The organism is Nostoc sp. UHCC 0302 (assembly GCF_038096175.1).
GTDB lineage: Bacteria > Cyanobacteriota > Cyanobacteriia > Cyanobacteriales > Nostocaceae > UHCC-0302.
Map to the genome: position 1 here is coordinate 4195998 of NZ_CP151099.1, position 24882 is coordinate 4220879.

Genomic DNA, 24882 nt, shown 5'->3' on the forward strand with positions numbered 1-24882 from the left:
AAAACTACTGAAAAAATATAAATTATGAATTGCCTCGCTTAGATATGTTTAAGCTATGGGAGGCTTTTCTTGGTTAACTAACAAGAGTAGGAGCATCTGCAACGGATGATACTAGCAAACCTGCTAGTATTTACCACCCACGCGCACCAATCTTTTGACAAACAATTCGCATGGCTTTTCCGGGTGAAGAACTGGCTACAAAAGGTATTTCTCCATTATTCTTTTCCTCTTCAAGCAATTGTCCGCCAGAGTTGTAAAAGGCAATGCGATTTAGAAACAGCCGTGATTGTCCGCATGATGCAGAGAACGTAGTCTCGAATATGCCATCTGCATACACCCCGTAAAGCTTGTATGTTGTACCTTTAATAGTTTGCGTATCCAGAGCGACGCTGTTTCCTCCCTTATCATGTCCTACAGTGACGTATCTTTGGGCATCTTGGGCGATCGCCGCAGTACCACTTAACAAAATAGCGATCGCTCCTACTATGCCACTGATTTTAAAATACATACGTTTTGAAAGTATAAGATTTTCATCTTTGTAGCCACAATTAAACTGTTTCGGCACGGTAGAAGCACTGAAATTAGGAGGAGGCAGAAGGCAGGAGGCAGAAGTTATATTGTTCTCCCACTCCCCTACTCTCCCACTCTCCCACTCCCCTATTCCCTATCTTTCTTGCAAAGCGTCGCGTGCGTGTTCTCTGTCGTCAAAATGGATTTTTTCTGTACCGAGAATTTGGTAGTCTTCGTGACCTTTGCCTGCAAGCAAGACGCCATCACCGGATTGAGCTTGTAAAATGGCAGTACGAATGGCGGTAGCCCGATCGCTATTGACTATTGGTTTTACTGTTTCGGGAATTCCTGCCAAAATATCTTGCAAAATCCTTTCTGGGTCTTCTGTACGGGGATTATCAGATGTTACCACCGCTATGTCAGCTAAATCGGCGGCGATTTTACCCATTTTTGGGCGCTTAGTCCGATCGCGATCGCCTCCACAGCCAAATACACAAATCATTTTTCCTGGTATAAACGGACGCGCTGCTTTCAATAAATTCTCTAAGCTATCAGGTGTGTGGGCATAATCCACAATTACGCTAATATCTTGCTCAGGGCTAATTTGCACTCTTTCCATGCGTCCAGGAACACCAGGAAACTCAGGTATTACAGATGCCACCGATTGTAAATCTAGTCCTAAATGTAAAACTGCACCTACTGCTGCTAAGAGATTTTCTAGATTATATTGACCAACCAAAGGTGAACGAAAAGCTACATCACCCTTTGGTGTATGCAACGTCCCGCTGACACCATTAGGCTGATAACTTAAATCACTCATCCACAAATCAGCACTGTTGTCGTTGACACTGTAACTCCAAACTTGTTCAGAATTCAACGACGCAATTAATCGTTTCCCATACTGGTCATCAACGTTAATTATTGCTCGTCCCTTGAGATAATCAGGACTAAACAATAAAGCTTTGGCAGCGAAATAATCTTCCATATCGCTGTGATAGTCGAGATGATCTTGGGTGAGATTGCTAAATACCCCCACTTCAAACTGACAACCCAAAACTCTACCTTGCGCTAAAGCATGAGAACTAACTTCCATCACCCCGTACTCACAACCAGCATTCACCGCTTCGGCTAGCTGCTGTTGCAGTTCCACAGCAAACGGCGTAGTGTGAACAGCAGTTTGTTCAAAACCAGGCCAACGAGTGTAGAGAGTTCCCATCAAAGCCGTTGATAACTTGGCTTTGTCAAGCAGAAATTCAATCAGGTGAGTAGTTGTAGTTTTACCATTAGTACCAGTCACACCCACCAATTTGAGTTTTTGCCCTGGATAACCATAAAAAACACTGGCTATTTGGGCGCAAGCTTTCGTCATATTGCTGGCGCTGATCACAACAGCTTCAGCCGAGGGAGGATTTTTTTGCGCCGCTTCCGCAGAAACGATCGCCGCTACAGCACCAGATGCGATCGCACTTGGCCAAAATTCTCCACCATCTACCCGTGTTCCTGGCATTCCAATAAACAAATCTCCTGCACTACAAGCATGAGAATTCGTCTTCAAACCCTTAATTTCTGTATTCTCCAACGTAGAATCGTTAGGCAATTGTTCAACACTATCGACTGCTGCAAGTAATTCCCGCAATTTCATCTTGTGAACCTCGTCACACATTTTCCTTGCGCTTATTCTGCATTATTTTTTTTCTAAATGGATAAATACTTCCGCAACATTTGCTCTAATTGCTGCACACTAGCACGCGGAGAAGGACGCGGTAAAGGTTTCTCACTCATTTCTTTTTCCTCTGCGTCCTCTGCGCCTCTGCGGTTTGATAAATACAAAACCGGTACTTCATACTGATACGCTAGAAACCAATCATCACGAGTCGTAATATCTCGAATTTCTAACTCAAAGCTGAGATTTTTGATTTGTTCTAACTTTTCTTGCAAACCCTCACACAGATGGCATCCAGGTTTACTGTATAAAATTAATTGCATTTGCTGTCAACTTAGTAAAATACTCATCACCTTTCAAATTTTAGGTGAGCTGAATGCCTTCAGAAATATCCACGGCACTTTAATATCAGGCACAAGCCACGAGTATTGTCTCAGTATTGGCAATCCAATAGGTAACACAAAACGCAAAGAGCGTAGCGATGCCGGAAGATTCCCATCTTGATCTACAACTCCATATTCCTTAGCTACTTCCGCAACAACTTGCACGCGCCCTGTACGATTCATCACATTTGGATCTGAGGCAAGCTTAGCAATTACCCGTCCTGTTAACAAAGGAGTTTCCCAGTTGTAACGCTCACTCATTATTGAGTTTAGCGGGTCAGTCGCATTTTCTTGCATTTCAGATGCCATACGGGAAATATGCTCAGTGCCAACAATACCCGGCCAAATTGAGACAGAAGCAATATTATGTGGGTTTAACTCAACAGCCATATCAGCAGCCAAGCGATCGCACGCTGCTTTTCCAGCACCGTATGCTGTATTAAAAATATATGACATCCCGCCCCATGAGGAAATAGTGCAAATTAATCCCTGGTGACGCTTAACCATCATCCGGGCAGCAAAAATACTTGCAACATAGTGGCTACGCAGCCCAACATTATTGCTAGCATCCCAAAGACTTGGTTCACAATCCCAAAAGGGTTGCCCATAACTGTTTTTTATTGCCTGAACACCTGAGAAAACATTATTTACTAGTAAGTCAAGGCGTCCATCTTGCTCATCTTGGATGCGTTCAAACAGCAAACGCACCTGTTCGTCATCGCTGTGGTCTACTTGAACAGGAATGCATATACCACCAGCTTCCTCAACAGCTGACTTGGTTTCACTAAGGCTGCCTGAGATATCATCACTAGAGTCAGACTTTTCCAGCCTGCGACCAGTAATGTACACAATCGCGCCTGCTTCACCAAGGCCAACAGCAATTCCTTTACCAATGCCCCGTGTAGCGCCTGTGACCAATGTCACTTTACCTTCAAGGTATTTCATATTGGTCATTTGTCATTAGTTATTCTTCTTATCCCCTACTCTCCCACTCTCTCCTGCCCTCTTCACTAACGCTGCTGTCGGTAAAAGCTGACAACTTTTTGAACATAGGCAGCAGTAAAGCCGCTGTTGCAGCCTGTATAGTTGCCAGTCATCCACCAACAAGCTACACCACGCACAGCCGCAGTTTCATTATTGTTTGTGGCAGCAAATTGTTTGTTTAACTCACGGCGCATGATGCAAGATATAACTTGGCGTGCCGTCTTGGAGCTATTTTCAAATTGCGTTGGCGTTAGTTCTTGCTTGAGACAATATTTAGACCAGCCTTTGAGCGTTTCTGGTTTAACTTGCCAATCACTATAAAGTCCATCATTGGCTGAGCCTGTTTGTGGTGCAGCCCGTCGCAATGCTTCTACCATCCCCGCAACTTGGGCATCAGAAACTTGCTGTTGTGCTTGAGCTAACATTGACGACAGCCCAAAGTTAACAACTATTCCGCTGAGTAATAAAAGTATGGGGTTTATCCTCATAACTTGGACTTATTTTAAACACCAACGTGTAGCATACAATGACTGTTTGTTAATAAACCAAGCCAGCAAGAAGTTTAATAGCATAACCAAGTCATGTTTTAGCATAACCGAGTCATGTTTTGGCATAACCGAGTCATGTTTTGGCATAACCAAGTTATGTTTTGGCATAACCGAGTCATGTTTTGGCATAACCAAGTCATGTTTTGGCATAATCAAGTGATGCATTAACAATCCAGTCGCAATCACAAATTTCCGAGTTAGAGAGATATTTTGCGTAAACCCTGATTTCATTGACGATTTTAAGAACGGAAATAATTCTTGTTAGAGTTGGCAAAACACGCAAGATTTAGGTCGGTAATTACACTACACGTCTTAATTTTTTTAGCCAGAATATAATTTAGTAGTGCAATATGCTCCACTTTTATCTATTTAAATCCAGAGGTAAACTATGTTTCCTTTTTGGGGTAATTCCTGTTATGGTGCCGAACCTATTTCGCACAAAGCTCATTTAGAACGTAAATTAAAATTCTTGACTTGGATGCGAGATGATTTAGAGTCAAAGCTAGCTGGCATTAATGCTGCTGTTGATACAATTCGGCAGCAGATAGAACGCGAAGACACAACTGCTTAAAATTGAATTCTTGCCTCTGTTGGCATTTCAGCTCTCCGTAGAGAAGTAATAGTCAAGAGTCAAGAGTTAAAAGTCTGACTTTTGACTCTTGACTCTTGACTATATTTTGCACATATCCAGGCTAATTCTCATTAAATATGGTTTATTGATACAGTTAAACCTGTTTTTAAACTCGATTGTCAACGGGGAAATACTACTATTGAGATGGGTAGAACCCGTTCTCTTTATAGACTCTAAGTCATTTAGCTGACGTTTAAAATAGAAGTATGTCACTAAATGAACATCCCTTCATAATGAAAATTCAGTCATCAGTTTTAGTTCATCTGGGATTCGGAAAATACGTGCGCTCAGATCAGGTAACAGCAGTAATACCAATTGATGAAGAACGCGGCCCAGGACGACGAACTTTTGTTCACGTACAAGGGCAAGACGACCCTATAGTTGCTTCACGGGCGGAAGATACCATTGTGCGTGACTTGGTGCAAGAACCACGTGAAGTTACCCAAGCACGTCAACAGCAAGAAATTCTTCAAGATTTATTGACAGACTTAAACAATGTTAATTTGACTGTGCGTCGTATTAGCCGTGACGAAGGTGGTCTTGATCTTGAAAGATTGGAGCGGCGTATCCGTGAAGTTTTAGAGAATTAATCGAGATAATTCGCTTTTCTTAAATCCCAAAGTTGCCCTATTTGACCGTGAACCATCAGTAAGATTAACACGGAGAACAATTTTTGATGCAGTCAATTGCAGACAACGAAGTTTTATCAAATCAAGTTGTTCGTCAACCTCGTTTGTGGATGCCAGAACGTGTTGTATTCACAAAAGCTGCTTTGCAAGAGCCTTATGCTCAGCAGATACTTGAGCGAGTACAGTCTTTTAACCTACCTGTCGAAGAGTTATCTGGAAACCGCGTAACTGGTTTACGCGGCGAGAGCGATCGCGACACTTATAATATTGCTAAGCGTACTCTGGCTGTTGTCACTGCACCACCCAGTTCTTTTAAACTTAGTCCCATTCCTCCCTCGGCTGACTGGCAATTTCACATTGCAGAAGGCTGTCCCGCTCATTGTCAATACTGCTATTTAGCAGGTAGTTTGTCGGGGCCGCCAGTCATCCGTACTTTTGCTAACTTACCGCAAATCTTGGCTAACTTGGCAGCTTACGAACAACCAGGAGTGCCAAAGACGTTTGAAATTAGCTGTTATACTGACCCTCTAGGAATTGAGCATCTTACAGGTAGCCTCGCAGAGTGCATCCGCTACTTTGGCACTCGTAACGATGCATATCTGCGTGTAGTTTCCAAATTTGATGCTGTAGATAAGCTACTTGACTTACCCCATAATGGTCATACACGCATGAGAATGAGTGTTAACGCTGCGCCTGTTTCTGGTCGCTTTGAGGGAGGTACAGCATCGGTAACGTCTCGACTCATGGCTTTGCGGCGCTTGGCATTACCACGCGAAAGTGGAGGTGGCGGGTATCCAGTAGGTCTAGTCATCGCGCCAATTATGCTTATGGATGATTGGCAAATGCATTACACTCAATTACTAGACCAGATTAGCGAAGTGCTGGATATGAATTGTGACCTCACTTTTGAACTGATCTCGCACCGCTTCACACCAGGGTCAAAAGAGGTATTGCAGACTTGGTATCCCCAATCGAAATTAGATATGGATGAGGCAAAACGCAGTGTCAAGCGAAATAAGTTTGGTGGAACAAAGTATGTTTATCATGCTGACATGATGAAGATAGCAAAGCACTTTTTTGAAGTGGAAATTCAACGTCGCTTTCCCTCTGCCAAGATTTTGTACTGGACTTAAACGCGCTACAGCAATTTCTAGTTAAATAAAACCTATCCAACTCTTCAGGCAATTCAAAATTAAGAATCCATTTTTTTGTATTTTGAATTGCAGAGACCTTGGAACGCTGGTAGAAACAGCACAACAATAGGCTTCGGCGATCTAATCGGCTCTGTAAAGCCCTTATCCTGAGAAGGGTTTTACAGAGAAGCTTTAAACAAACAAATTATATATTTTTGGATATTAATGTGATATGTATCTGTTAACTTTGTAAAAAAAGTGTAATTTTGCTGTAAAAGCCTAGTCTAATTCATCAATTAACTGTATTTTATAAAATAACTATTATTAAAAATATTTATCAAAAGTAGTTCCAAGACTTTAGGAAATGGGTAAGCAATATTTGTAGATTTTTAGTATGTTAACTACCTTGGGAATGAATCGTTAAGATAAAATTTCCCACCAGAGTTGTATAGTAATACAAATTGAGTAATGATAAATAAATAATTATACACCTATCAACTTTTTAGCTTTTTGTATTTTTATATGTAATTAAGAATTGTTATTTTTATATAAAATTTAGTTATAATATATAAAAATCTATTTTTTATATCAATCAATTACTAACTTCTAACTATTTTACTTTAGAGGATTTAAAACTTTTAAATAGCAATTTTAGGGAAAAATGTATTTACTTAATTATAAATTTACCAAAAAATTTTATTCATATACGAATAGGCTCATACTGTTTATTTTTCTGCTAGTCACCCTTACTGCTTGCACTGAGACAAATTCATTAGTTGGTACGTGGGCTTCTGAAAGTGGCAAAGTAAAATGGATAATTACGAGAAAAAAAGATAAATTGAGTGTCTCTGTTAATAGTAACAATGTAAATATAGGAGTTTATCCAGTCGAAGCATCGGAAAAAGAATTTACATTTAGAGCAAATCTTGGTGTTGCAGTGGGAAAATTTAATTGCTCTATAACAACTAATAATAATAAAGACTCCATGAGTTGCAAGAGGACAGTTACTAGTTTTTTATCAAAGCATACTAAGTCATTCAAGATGCTCAGGCGGAAAAAAGTCACATTGTAATAATATTCAGTATGAATTCTATACGACTAATACATGAAAAAATAGGTTTTAATCCCCTGTTAAATCTTCTCCTTGGGAGACCAAGGCAAAGGCTTTATACCAATTTACGAAAATCTTAATACATCTATATTTCTCGTAGGGACACGGCAATGCCGTGTCCCTACCAAAGTATTTGTATCATTCTTAAAGTGAAATGGTATTAGTCGTCTTCTCTTAAAGAGAAACCCCAAGGGCGAACAATCAGCGCAAAGTCGAGCCAGGCGACTAGCGTCTGAGACGAGAAAGCCTCGGCTCAGAACTTTGTGAGACAGTGGCAGATTTTAATCTGCCACTAATTGATTCTGGCTTATGAATTCTTCGTCAAATGAGTTAAGCCATTAGAAAGTGAGGAAATAGTACTAATTTAGTCATTACTACCGTAATATCATTGGTAAACCAGCAATAATAAAAGCAATACTTGTCCAAATATAAAAGCGCTCAACATTTACTTCATCCAAAGCAGCACTTATTTGAGTAATTGCCAATAATAGCAATGTTAAGAGCAATACAAAGAAAGCAGGAGAATAAAAATTAATCATCATTCATCCTCACAATTTTTATACGAAAATAGTTATTGATTCAACGAGAAATAAATAATTAAGCACAGCCAGACAGCATCTGTATCTATCTGCCATATCGCTACACTCAGCAGTCGTCATAAAAAATTAGTAGTAGCACTCTGTAGAAACAACTAAGCTTTTGCCTAAATGAAACCCTAAGAATGAATTTACAATCTTAGGGCTGTTTTACCTGACCAAGTTCACATTTTATATTTAAAAATGCCCTAATTCCTAAAACATAAAAGACATAATTATGAGTTTTGAGTCTAAATATCAATTGTCAAAATTAGTAGATTTATTATCTATTTAATTGGAAACTTTATACGAATAATCTTTATATTTTTTCTGAAATACCTGATACAGATATCCACTAAAAGCGGAAGTCTCTACGCCTCTAATACTCTGCCACTGAAAAATTGAGGAGTATACGCTGTCTATAGTTGGTGTTTTAGCGAAAACAGCGTATACTCCGAACCTATCAAATAAAACTTGACAGAATACTACAGCTAATTCATTTATTGCAAAGAGTTTTGAATTGGTGTTAGCTTAACTTTATTAAGAGAAAATACCAGGAATTATGTCTAGTTAATAGGAGCTTTTGCTGATTTATAAATTAGAGTTTGGAAATTTTCCAGAAGCGATCGCCTCTGTTTTTGGAGCAATCACAGCAGTTACTGGCGATAGTTTATGCACCAATAATAAATGTCAAAATCTATTTAATCCAACGGTTTGTCGCCTCAGCAATGCGGTATCCAAAGCGTTCTGCTGTTAGGCGATCGCCTGGGTGAAGCAATGCTTCCTCACCGCTGAGATCGAGAGGGCTTTGCCCCATTACACCCAGAAATCCACCTAATCGATTTATCCCATCATCCTTTCCAAACAAAAAGCTTTGCAAGTCTCCTACATTCACCCAAATCATTCCGTGCTGAGCTGCGTTCGTCGCTAAATATAGCAGTGTCCCTTGCTTGTCGCCACTAGGGGAGCTAGAGTGCGTAAAAGCCGCAGCGATTTTATCTTTCCATCCGTGCTTGAACCAAATTTCGCTTGTTGCGTCAATAAATGCCTTGAATTGGGCTGATATACCACCCATATAGGTTGGTGAGCCAAATACAATCGCATCTGCCTGATTGAGCTTTTCTATAATTGCGTCATTTTTCCAGCGACCATTTGTGATCTGCTCGCCAGTAATCCGCAGCAATTCAACAGTGGTGTTTTCAGCTTGGTTTGCACCTTCGGCAATAGCCTCAGCTAACAGATGAGTATGACCAGCACCAGAAAAGTAGATAATTGCAATGGTGGACATAGAAAACTTTGGTCAATTTTTTGACTTTAAGCGATCGAACAATATCATAGGGACTACTTGGTCTTAAAGTAAAGTATAAATTTTATTTTGGGCTGAAACTGCCGCAGTTCTGACTCTACTGGTTGGTAACAACGTACCAAACCAAACTTTGAATCGTTTCAGCGTCTTTTTCACTTAAACTTTCCAACTCAATTGTCTCACTCTCTTCTGGAGTGTTAAATTGATTGCTGTATACACGACGGCTCAATCCAACCGGACTCTTACCATAAAATATTGTGTAAAATACGCATCCTCCTACATATGAACCAATCGGGCTAGGGTGGCTTTGATCTGAATAATAAAGTTGTAACTTCGGATTTGCTTCTTGAATTTTTTGCCAAGCAATTCCGACAGGTGCAACTTTGGCTTTCAATTCTCTAGCAATTCCCGTGTATGAATCGGTCAATATTTGTTGTGTTTCCGGTCGATTTTGTTTAGCCCAAGTCAAATAGAAAACTGTTTGTGAATTAACTCGCTTGATTTGAGCATCAAAAAGACGAGCATATTTGTACATCTCCTTTGGGTTGCTAATTGGTAACGTACTCTGCTCTTGTAGTACTACATAGTCCCATCGTTTGGCTTTCAGCAACCTGAGTGCTTCACCGCGTTCCCAATGGTTTTTGAGTGTCGCTCCACCTACAGCGACCATTTCAGTTTCCAACTTTCTATTTTCTCTTACTGAAGCAGCCAACTGTTGGATCAACCAAGGAAGATTATTCACATAGGTATAGCTATTACCAATAAATAAAACTCTGATTGATTGCTCAGATCCTTTGTGGAAATCTGCTGCAACCTGTCTACCAGTTGTCATTCCTATGTAGGCACTCATTAAAAAGAGGATTAATATCAGCCAATATACTATGCTTTTGTTTGTCATTGCTCCTGAGATTTTTGCAGCATAACTGATGAGTAGAAGTCAGGAGTGGGGAAGTAGGGGAGAAAAGGTCAAGACTTGGAACTCAGCACTGTTTAAATTGATGCACTTTCTAAAGCTGCTGCTACTACCTGATAATGTTCATCTTGCTGGAGTTTGGCGATTAACTCTTTGGCTTGCGTATCTTGACAGCCATGTAGAGCGATCGCTGTTTGCCATCGGTTTCGCCAGTATGAATCTTGTGCAAGTTCTGTTAATAGTAGCAGAGCTTCATTCTTAAAAGAAGATTTCAACAATTGACCAAGGGCGAAGATCCCTGCTTCTATAACTGTTTGTGTCTCATCCTTAAGAGACTCTACTGCAATAGCAAATAAAACGTCATAATGTTTAGTCTCTATCAAGAGAGAAATTACTGTCTGCCTAACTAACCAGTTTTCAGAACGCTCAAACAGTTTTTGCAGCAAGGGAACTGCCACATCTCCAAAATCAAAAAGAGAGTTTGCCGCTTCCGCTAGCACATTCCCATCTTGTTCATGTTCCAAAATTTGTTCCAAAGCCTGAAATGAAGTTTCAGTTCGGTGGTTACCTAAACCCATCACCGCAAGACGACAAAGTGCAACATCTTTTTCATTGGCTAGCTTTTGAAGTATGGGAATAGCTATCTCTGAAGGAAAGTTTGCCAGTTCATCTAAGGCGGCTTTGCGCTGATTCAAGGCTTTGGCGCGTAGGTTCAACTCAATCTGCTCGATTCGCTTTTGATTCATTTAGCTAGCCAAGTTGATATTAAATTCTAGAGTATGATACCAATTTTCTAAAAGTGAATTACATATCAATATCTGTGTCCAGTGACGTTCTAGCGATCGCCAAGCCAAGCGTCTCCGTTATTACAAGGGTAGTATGTGCAAGCTATGAACCTGGAACTAGCGTTCATCTCGGTAATTTTGCCATTCATTTAGATATGTAACAACTATTGCCACCTCGCGAGTATTCAAGCGTTCAGTTAGTTGTGATTAGTATTACTAACAGAAGGTGATTATAAGCATTTACAGGATAATTCACATTCTCATATTATCTACTTAGCATTAACTTAATATATGTGCAGTACATATAACTAGTAGATGATTCAAGTACATACTACCCCCAAACGGGATTGTCAAAGGTAATTATGAATAAAAAATGGGCAGTTAAACGACTTACGGTCAACCTCACAGTAGAAGAGATCAAAAAACTCGAAGGCTACTGTGCAAACACAGGAAGACCAGCAACTGACGTAATTCGAGAATTGCTGCGGAGTCTTGATGTTGACTTAAAGGAAGTATCTGAGATTTCGCACTCTTCTCAATAACTAGGGTTTACTACTAGTACCGCTACGCGTAATTCATAATTACGTTTTCACAAAGGTTTCAGGCATTCTCAATGGATGGTTTATTTACGCCGTGCTGTACTAGTTAAAAGTTGATAACTTAACTCAATCGGTAAGACTGAGAGTAGTACGTTTTGGAATTGTAGTGAGAACAAAAATAAATGAAAATAGCAAACTAAAATTTGTAATGCATAGATATATATATTTTGCATCCAACTCAGGAGATACTATTAATATACCTTAATATGTATTTCCAATATTGTTGAAAGCAAATAAGCTGTTATTACCAGTCTATTGGTAATATGGTGACTTTATTAACGGATACTTAAGTTTAGAAAAAACTTAAGTATCTTTCTTTACCAATTTTTAATAACCCACTTTAAAAGATTTAGTACTTGGTAGAAAATATAAGCGATCGCTATTGTAGCAATTAGAATATCTACGCTAGTTTCAATCTCGCCTTCCGAAATGATCAGCCAGAGTGATTGAGCCGCTTTTTAGTATATACCTCAAAAAAGACTGTACGGGACTTTGAGAGGTTCTAGCGCTAAGGCTTAAAATCGGCGTTCAGACTTTTCCTCTCTCTGTACGGTTCAATTCTAAAATCTTATTCTCACAAATTAGACAGGATTGTTGTATACGCCTACAAGACAGTTTCCGTAACCAGAAATTTAGGCAAAACAAAGAGTAGACTTCTCAAAAGTAAGATTTTGTTGAAACTTAAAACTTTACTATCGAAGGTATTCAGCTCTACCTATAGTATGGTCAATAATTTCTATTTTATTTAAATTTCATTACTTAAGCTAGAAGAAGCTATTATCTATCACCTTTAATATAAAATGTAGCCAAATATATGTAAATAATTTATGTAAATAATTTATTTATATAGTTTTGGAAAATTTTGCTTCCTTTTAATCAGATTACTAATCACTCTAATTTTTAGAGTTTTACAGGCATGAATACACTTGATAAAAACCAGTCTGAACAAAATACCACTAGCCGAAATAGTAGTGGAAATAAAGGACGCTGGGACTTAGTAATAATGGCTACTTTAGTTATGATGGCTGCAATGGTTAAAACTGGCATCATTAACGTCGAAGATCCAAAAAATTCTCCTCAGCTTACTAGCACATCAGAACTAGTCACTAATCCTGATGAATTCATGAGTAAAACTGTAACAATTAAAAGCAAACCTATTCAGAAAGTTGGTCTAAGTTCTTTCACGGTAGATGATAAACAATTATTTAGTAATAACTCTATAGTAGTTGTGAACGCTTCAGGTGTACCTTTCGATCTGCCTATTGGCAAAAATATAGAAGTTCAAGTTACTGGTGAAGTTCGGCAATTAAAACTTCCAGAAATTGAGCGAGAATTTAGTTTAAATTTAGAAGAAAAATACTACACGAAGTATATAAACAAGCCTGCGATTATTGCTCAGTCTATTAAACTTGCTGACCAAGATAGTCAAAATGCTCAACTGCAATAAAATCTTGAAGCTTCGGCTGCGCTCAGCATAAGTAAGCTCAGCTTCAACACTGAGCGTAACCGAAGTGTTAAATTATAAAGTATAAAATAGACTTTCAAACGATTATCTTAACTCTTCAAATTTTTGGTCGTGCGTGATGTTTGAGAATCATCAAATGTCTTTAAAAAAGAGTATTATGGCATGATACACCTACAATATTTTATTTGTAAATATCTTTCAGAAAAAGCTGCTTAAGCTTCTAGGCTAGCAAGTAAAAAACCTTTGATGAGCGAATGTGGCTGTTTTGGTGTTGAGGAAGTCTGTGGCACAAACAAGCTCGCTAAGAAAAACTTATGGTTAGATAACTCGAAAATGCGGGGTTCATTGTTCTGGTCAAATCCGGTAATTTTCAATCCAGCTTTTTCGATTACACTTCGGTAAGCTGGGTTAATACCAAAGTGACAGAAATGTTCTTCTATAGTTGTGCTATTGCTATAAAGGAGATGAGCTATTGTATTTGGCTGAATGTTCACTATCATGTGCTTTCCAGCTATTTCACAAGTAAGTGAAGTAAGAACCAAACTCTGAGCATTTGGCTCGAATTCAGCACTAGTTGCATCTTTGATATTAAGCACGTTACGAGCAAACTCCAAAATTGCATATTGGAATCCTGCACAAGTTCCAATGTAGGGAATGTTATGCTCCCGTGCAAATTGAATACCTCGAATTGTACCCTCCAGAACACGAACGTCACCAGGTGCGCCCCAGACGCCATCGAATTGTTCCAAGAATTTGACATTATCAGGTTCCAACAGCGATTCTGTTGGTATCCACTGAGATTTAACTTGAATACCCAAGGTTAATGCTGCATCTTGGAGTGCTTTGTCAGTTGCCACTTGAGTTACAGAGCTTGGATTATAGTCTCCAATAATACCAATTTTAATTATTTTCATCAGCTTGTCTCTGGAAGATGGTTAAAAAAGAATTCATAATGCAGAAGGTAAAAAAGACTAAAGTTGCAGCATAGAACCAAAAAGCCATTGCAATTAGTACTCATATCCTTCGTTTACTCAGCACTGTTTCGGTGAGTATTTGAAAGTCCAGATAACCGAACTTTCTAGTGCTTGTTTTAACTACTTGTATAAACTCTCCTTAGTAAAGCATGATAAGTGAATAAGGGCATCGATTTAATTCTATGTCTATGTCAGTAATCTGCCCTTCGAATAACAAAAGTAAACTGATCTGCCTTCTTTCATTGTGCAGATTTTAAAAGTTCAAATCAGTGTTATGCAACTAGTAAAAAAAGTTGAGAAGCCCGTTCTCAGGAATATCAAAAAAACAGGGCAACCAAAAGAGCAAAGCTTTCGAGCCGATACTGTTAATACTCAAGAGTTAACAGTGACAAATACAAACCAAGAAAAAGTGTTTGTCAGAGAGCATAACTATATCCCACTTAGTAATCATTCTGTGATTGAATCTGTCGGTAATTCAGGATGGAAAGTTTCTGATATTTGGAAGGATGTCAGATTGGATGATTTTTAAGGCTCGATAGTAATAAGACACCCCGGCAAGCAGTGAGGATACAGCCTGAATCAACCACATTTTGTGTAACAAAGAATTTGTAATCTTGGCGTTGCTGATTGAGAGTATGATTTTGCTTCACGCATACCGCTAAGGCGGAACTCACAGAGTAGGAGCAAAGAATAAGAGTTAAATAAACGTGAGTTCGACGAGTGCTATGTTGACCTCTCCCCCAGCCCCTCTCCTAGGAGGAGAGGGGAGTAAAACGATGATTTTTTCGTTGCTCCTCCCTTTCCGCTTCGGAGAGGGAGGTTGGAAGGGAGAGGTTCATCGAACTCACGTTAAATAACTGTGATTGGGTAATTTGATATCTTGATTAAGCAACGCTATCATCTTTGTTGATGAAAGTACGATTCTTAAAACAGAATTTAGAATTGATTAGTGGTTATTCTGAATTCCTGACCAATTGCACGAAATGTCACGTTTAGTGAGGCAGCGTGGCGAACTAATATCAATTCAACTAATGGTTGCAACACATCCTTGGGTGAAGACGCGATTCATCGCGTCTCTACAAATGGACTATTTGTTGCATTCTTTTTTCTAATTGGTATAACCCACTGCCTCCTCTATTTCTTGATAAATAAGACAAAATAATCATGGTAGAAACAGTAGCTAATCCATATCTTGATGGTAACTTTGCCCCGATTCGGGAAGAAATTATCGCTGATACACTACAAGTAATTGGGGAATTGCCGCAAGACCTATCGGGAATGTTTGTTAGAAATGGGCCTAATCCTCAATGGCCGCCTATAGACCAGTACCACTGGTTTGATGGAGACGGGATGTTGCATGGTGCCAGGATTAACAACGGTAAAGCCATCTATCGTAATAACTACGTGCAGACAAGAAGATGGAAAACTGAATATGAAGCAGGTAAAGCTATCGGGAGTGGGTTGTTAGAACCACAAATGGATAATCAGGGGATATCCAAAAATACCGCTAATACTGCCTTAGTCTGGCATGGTGGACAGATGTTGGCACTTTGGGAAGGTGGTGCGCCCCATGCTATTAAGGTTCCCGAGCTGGAAACAATTAGCAAGTACACCTATGATGGTAAGCTAGTTTCGGCTTTTACTGCCCATCCTAAAATAGATCCAGTTACAGGCGAGATGATGTTCTTTGGCTATTCGTTCATGCCACCATACTTGCAATACAGTATAGTTTCAGCAGCGGGTGAGTTGTTGCGGACAGTACCAATTGAGCTACCCACAGCTGTGATGATGCACGATTTTGCTATCACAGAAAACTACACGATTTTTATGGACTTGCCGCTGTCTTTCCGCCCAGAACGTATACAACGTGGAGAACCTATGCTGATGTTTGAGAGCGATCGCTCCAGTCGTTTTGGTATCATCCCACGTTATGGCGATAACAGCAATATTCGCTGGTTTGATAGTCCGCCTTGCTACGTTTTTCATACCCTAAACGCTTATGAACAAGGGGACGAAGTGGTGCTGATTGCTTGTCGCATGAGTTCCACTAGTGTTTTGCAATCAAATTCAAACGCAGATATCCCATACCTGTATCAATGGCGATTTAACCTCAAGACGGGATTAGTCCGCGAGGAGATGTTAGACGATATGCCTGTGGAATTTCCCCGAATCAATGAAAACCTTTTGGGGCGGGAAACCCGATATGGCTACGTGGGCAAAATGGCCAACAGTTCCCTACCTCTGTTCGAAGGTTTAGTTAAGCATGACTTTAGCACTGGCAACTCCCAAATTCATGATTTTGGGCAAGGACGTTATGGTGGTGAGGCTGTGTTTGTACCACGCCCAAATGCGATTAATGAAGACGATGGCTGGCTAATTACTTTTGTTTATGATGAGGGTTCAAAAGCTTCTGAATTAGTGGTAGTTGATGCCCAAAAATTGACTCATGAACCTGTGGCACGGGTACTAATTCCTCAACGCGTACCCTATGGTTTTCACGGTACTTGGGTTTCTGAAGAACAGATAAATAGAAGTGTAGGGGTGTAATATAGCAATTATAAATTAGTTATAAAAATTTGTTTTCTCCTCCTCTGTGTTCTCTGTGTCTCTGCGGTTTATTCACTACAAATCTTTTTTACAAATTAGATAGGACTGCTAGAAGCTAAGTAAGTAGACATAATTAAACTGAAGATGCTTTGTAGTTTGTAGTTGCGCTTTAGCGCTAAAGCGCAACTACGAGCTTTAATTTATTTGTATCTACCTACTTATTGTGTTTTTAATTTACCTATTGAGACGGCAGAGGGTTTACAGGTTTAACCTCAAATGATAACTATGCAACTTTTAAGCAGGATGACTAATTATTTAACTTTCAAGTTGCTATATGGGGGCGAATTAGGGTAGAGGAGTGTTTTTGAGCAAGACTTAGATAGAAATGCTGTGAGCATCTAAACCAAAAAGAAAAACATGGCCAGAAAACTCTTCACTCCTACATCCTCTTCTTTAACTTAGTAACCGACGAGTCCGTAGTAAGCTGTGGCTGCTACGAGAATAATTGTTATAATTCCCAACGACAGACTCAGCCCAAATTGTACAGAGGTTTTTTTATCGAGAGCCTCTTTGCTTTCTTGCTGCTGAAAAGTAGACCCACTATTGTTGGAATTTGTAGGACTTTGAGTGTTCATGCTTTTTTTATTTTGTATGCTTTATATTATTTAGTTTGCTTTAATTTTCAGAAACTACATCTAGCTATAGGGCTATCAAAAAAGGTATATAAAAAAACTTGCAGGCTATGGCCTTAGTTAGTATCTAAACTTAATTTTTAGTACTCGATCGCAGTACTTAGTGCAAAAGTTATACGAAAGCGCAAGGTAAGACCTTGAGATATACAATAAACTAAGCACTCCAGTTTGTAATGGAAGAGCTATCTTTGCCTCACTGTACACTGGAGCTATTCTCAGCCAAGTAAACCAATGACCGAGAAGCAAATACAGGATGTAGCACTCGTGACGGGAGCCAACCGCGGGATTGGGCTGGAAGTTGTACGGCAACTTGCGAACAAGGGTATAACAGTCATCCTGGGAGCGCGTGATATCTCCAAGGGGGAAGCCGCAGCCGAAATCCTCAAAGAGGAGGGACTTGAGGTTTTGGCTCGCCAACTGGATGTTACGGAGCAAGACAGCATTGATCGTTTGGTAGTAGAGATAGAGCAATTCAAGCAACTAAACATCCTCGTCAATAATGCTGGCATCCTCTATGACACTTGGCAACAAGCGATCGCTCCCGACTTTGATATCGTCTACGAAGCTCTCGAAACCAATACCTTTGGGGCTTGGCGGATGTGCAAAGCGTTCATCCCCCTGATGCAGCGAAGCAAGCATGGGCGAATTGTCAATGTTTCTAGTGGAGCAGGCTCGTTAACTAACATGAGTGGTGGGACGCCAGCTTACAGTGTCTCGAAAGTAGCGCTTAATGCTCTCACCCGTATGCTTGCTGATGAGCTTAGAGGAACTGGTATCCTTGTCAATTCTGTGTGTCCAGGGTGGGTGGCAACAGAAATGGGTGGTTCAGGAGGACGTCCTGTTGAAGACGGTGCTGCTGGCATTGTGTGGGCAGCAACTCTCCTTGCTGATGGCCCGACGGGCGGCTTCTTTCGAGATGGTAAACCCTTACCTTGGTGAATATGGATTTTAGATAGCTGTGCTTGATTACAGGGCTAGTGTATTGCACACATATAGCAATAGCTATAATAAGCAGATGTCTGCGTTACATTAAAAAAGCTGATTTAGAGGGTACATAGCAAATACAACGTAGCAAATTATACTTAAGTGTTGATAATTAGTTTTCTTATTACCACTTTAAGTGATACACAAGTATTTAGCAATACACGATACAAGTGATTACCCGGTTTTCCTATTAGATAAAAAAGTGGGTTAAGTGGGAAAAGTAGGAGATTTTGTATAAAACGCTTGCTTAACGTATATCTGCTGTACACTAACAGATGTGATTTCTAATTTCAAAATTTAAAATTTAGCTGTATCAAATTTGAATAACCTTCTGCAAACAGTTTAGTAACGGTTAACTAACTGGTAGCACCAGGTAAAAACCAAGATAATATCAAGCAAATTAACAAAAACAGAGGTTAACAATTAGCGCTATGAAGCAATCTAAAAGTAAGAGGCAGCGGGGAATTATGCTGACTCTTGCAGGACTCAAGCGGTTACAAGAAGCGGTTGTGGCAGTAGAGATTGTAGAAAACAATGGTGAGCGCTTTACTTTGAACGAACTAAGCACTCGCATGAATGTTTCTACTAGAACGCTGAGTAGATTGTGGTCGCTGAATGCAAGCATAGACCAAAAAACATTGAGATTATGCTTTAGTGCTTTTAACCTGGAGTTAACTAGGGAAGACTACGCCATATTGAATGAATCAAATAATGCTAAGACTTTGCAAAAGGTCTCGGTAAATTTAGAGAGAGAACCAGAAAATTATTCTGTATCCTTATGGGAGGACTCATTTTTTAACGAACAGCGTGACCAACTGGAAAATCTTTGGTCATACCCAGATGGAGTTGTACCTCTTGATTCTCCCTTTTATATCGAACGTCCCCCGATTGAGGAACTGATTTATCGGGAAATAACACAGCCTGGCTGCGTGATTCGGATTCGTTCCCCCAGACAGATGGGTAAGAGTTCTTTGGTGCTGAGACTGTTAGCTTTTGCACAGATGCAAGGCTATCAGACAGCAACTCTCAATTGCTACCAAATAGATGACAACTGTCTGACTAACTTAAATCAACTTTTGCGTTGTCTGTGCTGGCGAGTAGCAACAGAGTTAGGCATTGACCCCAAGCTTGATGAAAAATGGGATCAAGAGATAGGTTGTAAGTTAAGTTGCAGTTTCTACTTCCAGAACTATCTACTCAAGCACAGTCCAACTCCAGTGGTTCTGGTGTTGAACGAAGTAGACCGCTTTTTTGAACATCCTCAAATTGCTCAGGAGTTTTTTGCCTTGTTGCGTTCGTGGTGCGAGGAAGCACGAGAAAATGACAATTGGCACAAGCTCAGGCTAGTAGTGGTTTACTCAACTGAAAATTATCTAACGTTGGATATTAACCGCTCCCCATTTAATATCGGACTACCTATTCGGTTGCCAGAATTTACTCAGCAGCAGGTAGAAAATTTAGCTCAAAAGTATGGACTTGACTGGATTTCCAAAAAAGAATCTGCACAACTAATCTCACTCGTCGGCGGTCATCCAGCACTGATTCAGATTAGCTTGTATTATCTCTGCTATCAGGAAATCACTCTACAAGAGCTAATACAGGAAGCGATCGCCAACGGTGGTATTTATCGCTATCATTTGTGGAGACACTGGGTAAAGCTGCAACAAAATCCTACTTTGGCTCAGACTTATGCCTTTATTCTCAGGGCAAACCATAGTGTTTATATTGATCCTGTTGAAGTATATAAGCTCGACAGTTTGGGATTAATTCGGTTTGAAGGCGATCGCATTCTACCGCGTTGCCAGCTTTACCATGCTTATTTTTTAAAACAACTCTCTACAATTATTTAACCAAATTCTCTAATCAAGGGTATTTTGAGTTATTCAATCCAAGCAATTTGATGTTGGGATAGAGCGATTTTTACGTAATATCAAGTACGGTAGATTAGCACAGAAAGGGTTCTGCTGCTTGACGCAACTGCTGTGCAGAAGTAAGATTGGCTCTATATCTGGTTAGTAAGTTGAAAAGATATACCTCATGAACTTGCAAACTGCTGTAAGTCTTATATTCTCTACTTTACTCTTCTCGCTTAAGCTTCCCATCCTACAGAATTTAATATTTATTTTATAGATAACTTCTAGCTTACTCAAATCTTTGTAGCTACAGACTGTTAAACTCATAAACATTTCCAGCCCACTAACCTCATTAATAAAAAAATTAAAGGAGGTCTTCTTTCGGTTGACTTTTGAAGTTATCCTCGAACCACTATACGCTATAAGTGTCTATGACGGCTTCATCACAAGATAATTCGATAAGTCTCCCAATCACTCATAACCTAGACATAGCTAAGCAGGAATATCAATATAACTACACCCATATTCCATCTATAGCTATGGTGGATCAGCTTCCAGATGCGGATCGGTTCACCAGTAACTGGTATTTTTTAGTGGCTCAGCAGTTACGGTTTATTTTTGCCAATACACTAGTTACCAACCGAGGTAATCGCGGTTCTAAATCGATCCGTGATGATGTGATTATGTTTGTCCTCGAAGCATTGCTCAAGGGAGCGATACCAGCTCGAATCAGCATCATTGCTAGACTTCTGCAAATTTTCCCTCAGTTTCTGATTAAAGGAATATCTAAAGATTTAAGAGAACTCGACGATCTGTTTTTTTCTCTGCTTAGGGAAAACGGACTCATGATTCTTAGAGATTCTCTAAATCGAGTGATTGAGCTGCTGTATGAAGGACAACCCACAGGACACGCCAACAACTTGAATGACTACGAAAAGTTGTTTCCGGTGATTAGCGTACCAGCTATTAGCAAAACTTTCCAAGAAGATGAAGTGTTTGCATATATGCGAGTTGCTGGCTACAATCCTGTGATCATTGAGCGGGTAACTAGCCCTGGTGACTGGTCAGTTCGCTTCCCAGTTAAAGACGAGCATTATCAAGCAGTAATGGGGAATGACGATTCTTTAGCAGCAGCGGGAGAGGAAGGCAGACTCTACCTTACAGACTATAAAATTTTAGACGGTGCGCTCAACGGCACATACCCACACGAACAAAAATATCTCTATGCTCCCCTAGCGCTATTTGCGTTACCTAAAGGCTCAGACCCCACCCGTCTACTGCGTCCAATAGCTATTCAATGTGGCCAAACCCCAGGCCCAGATTACCCCATCATTACCCCTAACTCTGGTAAATACGCTTGGCTATTTGCCAAAACAGTTGTCCAGATCGCAGATGCCAACATTCACGAACCCGTCACCCACCTAGCTCGAACGCACCTATTCGTTGGTATCTTTGTGATGTCAACCTATCGGCAGCTGCCACTCAATCATCCCCTGGGTCTGCTACTGCGTCCCCATTTCGAGAATACTTTAGCGATTAACGATGCCGCCCAAAGGATTCTGATTGCTCCTGGTGGTGGGGTCGATAGATTGCTTTCATCGACGATTGATAATTCTAGGGTTTTAGCAGTGTATGGCTTACAAAGCTATAGCTTCAATAATGCGATATTACCCAAGCAATTCAAGCAGCGCGGTGTAGACGATCCTAACTTGCTGCCAGTTTATCCTTACCGCGATGATGCGCTGTTAGTTTGGGATGCCATTTATCAATGGGTTTCGGACTATCTGAAACTTTACTACGCTAAAGATGAGGATATTCAGAAAGACGCAGCCCTTCAGGCGTGGGCAGCCGAAGCCCAAGCTTACAATGGTGGTCGCGTCTCAGATTTTGGTGAAGATGGAGGTATCAAGACGCGAAAATATCTAGCTGATGCCGCTACGCTGATTATTTTCACAGCCAGCGCTCAACACGCTGCCGTTAACTTTCCCCAGAAAGATTTAATGGGATATGCCGCAGCCTTACCAATGGCAGGTTATTCGCCAGCCTCAACCCTCAAAGGAGAAGTTAGTGAGCAAGACTACCTGAATTTGCTCGCACCCTTGGATCAGGCGCAACGGCAATATAACCTGCTCAGTTTACTTGGCTCTGTATATTACAACAGGCTGGGTGAGTATCCACAGGGATACTTTAAAGATCCGCAGGTTAAACCATTGTTGCAGACGTTCCAGAGCAATCTCCAGCAGGTGGAAGCAACCATTAACCAGCGCAATTTGAACCGCCCAACCTATGAATATCTGCTTCCTTCCAAAATTCCTCAGAGCATTAATATTTGAATTGGGGAATAGGGAGTGGGGACAGGGAGCAAGGGAGAAGAGGGCAAGGGAGCAGGGGGCAGACGGGAGGACAATAACTACTGACAAATACCTCGGCTGCGCTCGGCACAAGTCGGCACGGGTCGCTCAGTACAAGTGACTAATGACCAACGACAAATGACTAAACTAAAGTGAACATTATGGAACTCAAAGATAAAGTACTCCAAGCTCATGATCGCCAGCTTTGGCTCTCACCTATTTTAGCCAAAGTAGGTTATAACACTCCAATTGGCAAGCTTCTCCGCTTGGTTGTCTATTACATGGATGCCATCATCATGCTTGGGGCATGGAGAGATTTTCTTTATATTCGTAAGGAAAATCTTGGAGACAAATATTTTGCGGTAGACCAAGCGATTATGCATTCCTCTCACTCCCAGGTGAAGGAACTTATGTATACCGAGCCGCAAGTTCGGGGAAATGATTTAGGTATCATCAGAATGTTAGCCCCTAGCTATCTACTCGACAATCCCCTGAGCTTGGGGATGAATGGTAATGAACACACAGGAGCTCGTGCTGTGTTCTTTCAAGCTTTGCCAGAACCATCTGAAAAGGCAGACGTTTTAGGGCATCTAGTTGAGCGTAGTTTAACAGAAGCTACCCAACAGGGACAGTTACATATCGGCAACGATTTGCCAAAAATATTGCTGAAGATTTTGCACGAGATAGTTTTCGATATCTCATTATCTGAAGCAGACATCATCGCATCGCGTACCTACATTAAAGGTCTGCCTCTGGCTTCCTTACCAAATTTCGTTAGCAAGTATCTGCTGGCAATCAAAACAGCACCAAACATTCGCCATCGCAAACATCTCATTGAGCGATACAAACAATCACCAAAATGGGCATCTTACCTACAAACGGGTAGTCAGTATCAGCTGAACGAACACCAGATTGCTAACAGCCTTTTTGATATGATTCATATCGCCGGAACTGCCGGCACGAGTGCGCTTTTGGGTTCAGTTATTGGGGTTCTGTGCCTGGATAATGCCTTAAGAGATCAGGTAATATCAGAGCTGAATGCTGTTTGGAATGGAAAGGAATCTCTAAACAGAAATGCTCTAGAACAGTCATCACTGATTAATAACGTGATTCTAGAAACGGCTCGTCTCTATCCACCTGTGCGATTTGTGAGCCAGCTGGCCACAGAGTCGGGCGAAGTTGCGATCGCAGGGCAAAAATGCCCATTTCAAAAGGGTACGCGTTTGCTAGGTTCTATCTTTACGGCTAATCACGATGCCATTAGATACAACAATCCAGATAGTTTTGACTTAACGCGTGATTTTTCAGATATTTTATCTTGGAATGGCGAAGGGCATGAACGGGCTTGTCCTGGCAAATCCTTATCGATTGGTTTCATCAAAATATTCTGTTTCTATCTCTTCAAAAAATATCAATGGAACTCATTTACAGATGTAAAGTGGGATTTTGAAAAAGTGACTGCTGTTACCCCTAATGATTTAGTGTTACAAGGTTTTGCTCAACGAGTGTGAGCTATAGTCAAGAACCAATAGTCGGTAACTATTTTGCCTATTTGAGCGTATCTTAATTACGAATTACCAAGTAGTATGGCTGAATCAATCGAAAAAAAGCAACTCAATAATATTGCAACTTGGATGCTCCCAATCACACCAACAAACCTACCAGCAGTTTTAAGGGGTGTGTTTTTTATGGATGGCAATCCGCTTCCAGATACTTGCATTACAATGTACAACTTAGAATGGGACACGCAGAATCAAACCTTGTTTCTTCCTGTCTTTGCACCCTTGCAGTGGACATTTCATAACTCGATTTCTGGCTGGATATTACTTCAATTAGTCGAATTATTTCAGGTAACTTACAAAATTCAGTTTGAAGATGCAACGTTGCAGCAAGCGCAAGTGATACCTTTTTTATTGGGAGTGCCTGTTCCAAGCTGGATTGTAAGTTTCACGATGTCCCAAGACAAAAACTCTAATAATGGAGATATTTGGCAAAGAAAGAACCTTTGGTTTGGTGGACTTTCCAGAGCTGGCGAGTATACCCTCCGTAGAGTTGTCGATGAATATGGTCGCTATACTCCTGCTTTTAACGATATGCTTACAAGAGTGCCAAACGAATGTTTAGTAATTGCAAAAAGCTCACAAAATGATACTGCTAATACAATATTTGAGCAGTCATCTGTTAAGGGAAAATGAGCCAATAAAGGTAGAAGTACAATTTTTAGCCCTTGGACTGAGGAAAGGCGA

At 40.4% G+C, this 24882-nt stretch carries 24 protein-coding genes; 13 read left to right on the forward strand and 11 right to left on the reverse strand.

The features are described from left to right. Positions 1-130: 130 nt before the first annotated feature. The 5 genes from WKK05_RS18150 to WKK05_RS18170 form a co-directional block, all read right to left on the reverse strand. Entirely contained in the window at positions 131-508 is a 378-nt protein-coding gene (locus WKK05_RS18150) for a hypothetical protein (protein ID WP_341524511.1), read from the reverse strand. A gap of 156 nt (positions 509-664) precedes the next feature. Continuing rightward, positions 665-2152 carry a UDP-N-acetylmuramoyl-L-alanyl-D-glutamate--2,6-diaminopimelate ligase gene (locus tag WKK05_RS18155; RefSeq protein WP_341524512.1) on the reverse strand — a complete coding sequence of 496 codons (1488 nt, stop codon included), beginning with the start codon at positions 2150-2152 and terminating at the stop codon, positions 665-667. Between the two features lie 53 nt (positions 2153-2205). After that, a complete protein-coding gene (locus tag WKK05_RS18160) occupies positions 2206-2496 on the reverse strand; it encodes a glutaredoxin family protein (RefSeq protein WP_341524513.1) in 291 nt (96 codons plus the stop codon). Positions 2497-2529: 33 nt separating this feature from the next. After that, positions 2530-3501 (reverse strand): SDR family NAD(P)-dependent oxidoreductase, encoded by a 972-nt coding sequence (locus tag WKK05_RS18165; RefSeq protein WP_341531115.1) that lies wholly within the window; start codon positions 3499-3501, stop codon positions 2530-2532. A gap of 65 nt (positions 3502-3566) precedes the next feature. Continuing rightward, on the reverse strand, positions 3567-4013 hold the full coding sequence (locus WKK05_RS18170) for a hypothetical protein (RefSeq protein WP_341531116.1): 447 nt from the start codon (positions 4011-4013) through the stop codon (positions 3567-3569). A gap of 463 nt (positions 4014-4476) precedes the next feature. Here WKK05_RS18170 and WKK05_RS18175 point away from each other — a divergent pair, with 463 nt between their 5' ends. The 3 genes from WKK05_RS18175 (at position 4477) to WKK05_RS18185 (ending at position 6481) form a co-directional block, all read left to right on the forward strand. After that, positions 4477-4659, forward strand: coding sequence for a hypothetical protein (locus WKK05_RS18175; RefSeq protein WP_341524514.1), 183 nt, complete (start codon positions 4477-4479; stop codon positions 4657-4659). A gap of 293 nt (positions 4660-4952) precedes the next feature. Then, complete coding sequence (locus tag WKK05_RS18180; protein WP_341531117.1) at positions 4953-5309, forward strand: hypothetical protein; 357 nt, start codon at positions 4953-4955, stop codon at positions 5307-5309. 149 nt (positions 5310-5458) lie between these two features. Next, a complete protein-coding gene (locus tag WKK05_RS18185; protein ID WP_341531118.1) occupies positions 5459-6481 on the forward strand; it encodes a spore photoproduct lyase family protein in 1023 nt (340 codons plus the stop codon). A gap of 1485 nt (positions 6482-7966) precedes the next feature. Here the strand turns inward: WKK05_RS18185 and WKK05_RS18190 are convergent. The 4 genes from WKK05_RS18190 to WKK05_RS18205 form a co-directional block, all read right to left on the reverse strand. After that, the gene (locus WKK05_RS18190; RefSeq protein ID WP_341524515.1) at positions 7967-8134 is read right to left on the reverse strand and encodes a hypothetical protein; all 168 of its coding nucleotides are present in this window, start codon (positions 8132-8134) and stop codon (positions 7967-7969) included. A gap of 730 nt (positions 8135-8864) precedes the next feature. After that, the gene (locus WKK05_RS18195) at positions 8865-9455 is read right to left on the reverse strand and encodes a flavodoxin family protein (protein WP_341524516.1); all 591 of its coding nucleotides are present in this window, start codon (positions 9453-9455) and stop codon (positions 8865-8867) included. 115 nt (positions 9456-9570) lie between these two features. Next, positions 9571-10323: an SGNH/GDSL hydrolase family protein gene (locus WKK05_RS18200; protein WP_341524517.1), complete on the reverse strand. Its 753-nt coding sequence runs from the start codon at positions 10321-10323 to the stop codon at positions 9571-9573. Between the two features lie 140 nt (positions 10324-10463). Next, complete coding sequence (locus WKK05_RS18205; RefSeq protein WP_341524518.1) at positions 10464-11132, reverse strand: HEAT repeat domain-containing protein; 669 nt, start codon at positions 11130-11132, stop codon at positions 10464-10466. Between the two features lie 74 nt (positions 11133-11206). Between WKK05_RS18205 and WKK05_RS18210 the strand changes: the two genes are divergently transcribed. The 3 genes from WKK05_RS18210 (at position 11207) to WKK05_RS18220 (ending at position 13217) form a co-directional block, all read left to right on the forward strand. Further along, positions 11207-11332, forward strand: coding sequence for a hypothetical protein (locus tag WKK05_RS18210; RefSeq protein WP_341524519.1), 126 nt, complete (start codon positions 11207-11209; stop codon positions 11330-11332). A gap of 201 nt (positions 11333-11533) precedes the next feature. Beyond that, entirely contained in the window at positions 11534-11713 is a 180-nt protein-coding gene (locus WKK05_RS18215) for a CopG family transcriptional regulator (protein ID WP_341524520.1), read from the forward strand. 973 nt (positions 11714-12686) lie between these two features. Next, the gene (locus WKK05_RS18220; protein WP_341524521.1) at positions 12687-13217 is read left to right on the forward strand and encodes a hypothetical protein; all 531 of its coding nucleotides are present in this window, start codon (positions 12687-12689) and stop codon (positions 13215-13217) included. Positions 13218-13447: 230 nt separating this feature from the next. Here the strand turns inward: WKK05_RS18220 and WKK05_RS18225 are convergent, their stop codons facing one another. After that, on the reverse strand, positions 13448-14149 hold the full coding sequence (locus tag WKK05_RS18225; RefSeq protein WP_341524522.1) for a hypothetical protein: 702 nt from the start codon (positions 14147-14149) through the stop codon (positions 13448-13450). Positions 14150-14483: 334 nt separating this feature from the next. Here WKK05_RS18225 and WKK05_RS18230 point away from each other — a divergent pair, with 334 nt between their 5' ends. Further along, positions 14484-14738, forward strand: coding sequence for a hypothetical protein (locus tag WKK05_RS18230; protein WP_341524523.1), 255 nt, complete (start codon positions 14484-14486; stop codon positions 14736-14738). A 635-nt stretch (positions 14739-15373) separates the two neighbouring features. Beyond that, the gene (locus WKK05_RS18235) at positions 15374-16756 is read left to right on the forward strand and encodes a carotenoid oxygenase family protein (protein ID WP_341524524.1); all 1383 of its coding nucleotides are present in this window, start codon (positions 15374-15376) and stop codon (positions 16754-16756) included. Positions 16757-17214: 458 nt separating this feature from the next. Here the strand turns inward: WKK05_RS18235 and WKK05_RS18240 are convergent, their stop codons facing one another. After that, entirely contained in the window at positions 17215-17391 is a 177-nt protein-coding gene (locus WKK05_RS18240; RefSeq protein ID WP_341524525.1) for a hypothetical protein, read from the reverse strand. Positions 17392-17679: 288 nt separating this feature from the next. Between WKK05_RS18240 and WKK05_RS18245 the strand changes: the two genes are divergently transcribed. The 5 genes from WKK05_RS18245 to WKK05_RS18265 all read left to right on the forward strand — a co-directional run bounded on the left by WKK05_RS18245 (position 17680) and on the right by WKK05_RS18265 (position 24831). Further along, entirely contained in the window at positions 17680-18387 is a 708-nt protein-coding gene (locus WKK05_RS18245) for an SDR family oxidoreductase (RefSeq protein WP_341524526.1), read from the forward strand. Between the two features lie 476 nt (positions 18388-18863). Continuing rightward, positions 18864-20282 (forward strand): AAA-like domain-containing protein, encoded by a 1419-nt coding sequence (locus WKK05_RS18250; RefSeq protein WP_341524527.1) that lies wholly within the window; start codon positions 18864-18866, stop codon positions 20280-20282. Positions 20283-20716: 434 nt separating this feature from the next. Further along, entirely contained in the window at positions 20717-22618 is a 1902-nt protein-coding gene (locus WKK05_RS18255; protein WP_341524528.1) for a lipoxygenase family protein, read from the forward strand. A gap of 179 nt (positions 22619-22797) precedes the next feature. Then, positions 22798-24147, forward strand: coding sequence for a cytochrome P450 (locus tag WKK05_RS18260; protein WP_341524529.1), 1350 nt, complete (start codon positions 22798-22800; stop codon positions 24145-24147). A gap of 75 nt (positions 24148-24222) precedes the next feature. Continuing rightward, positions 24223-24831 (forward strand): hypothetical protein, encoded by a 609-nt coding sequence (locus tag WKK05_RS18265; protein WP_341524530.1) that lies wholly within the window; start codon positions 24223-24225, stop codon positions 24829-24831. The last annotated feature ends 51 nt before the right edge of the window (positions 24832-24882 follow it).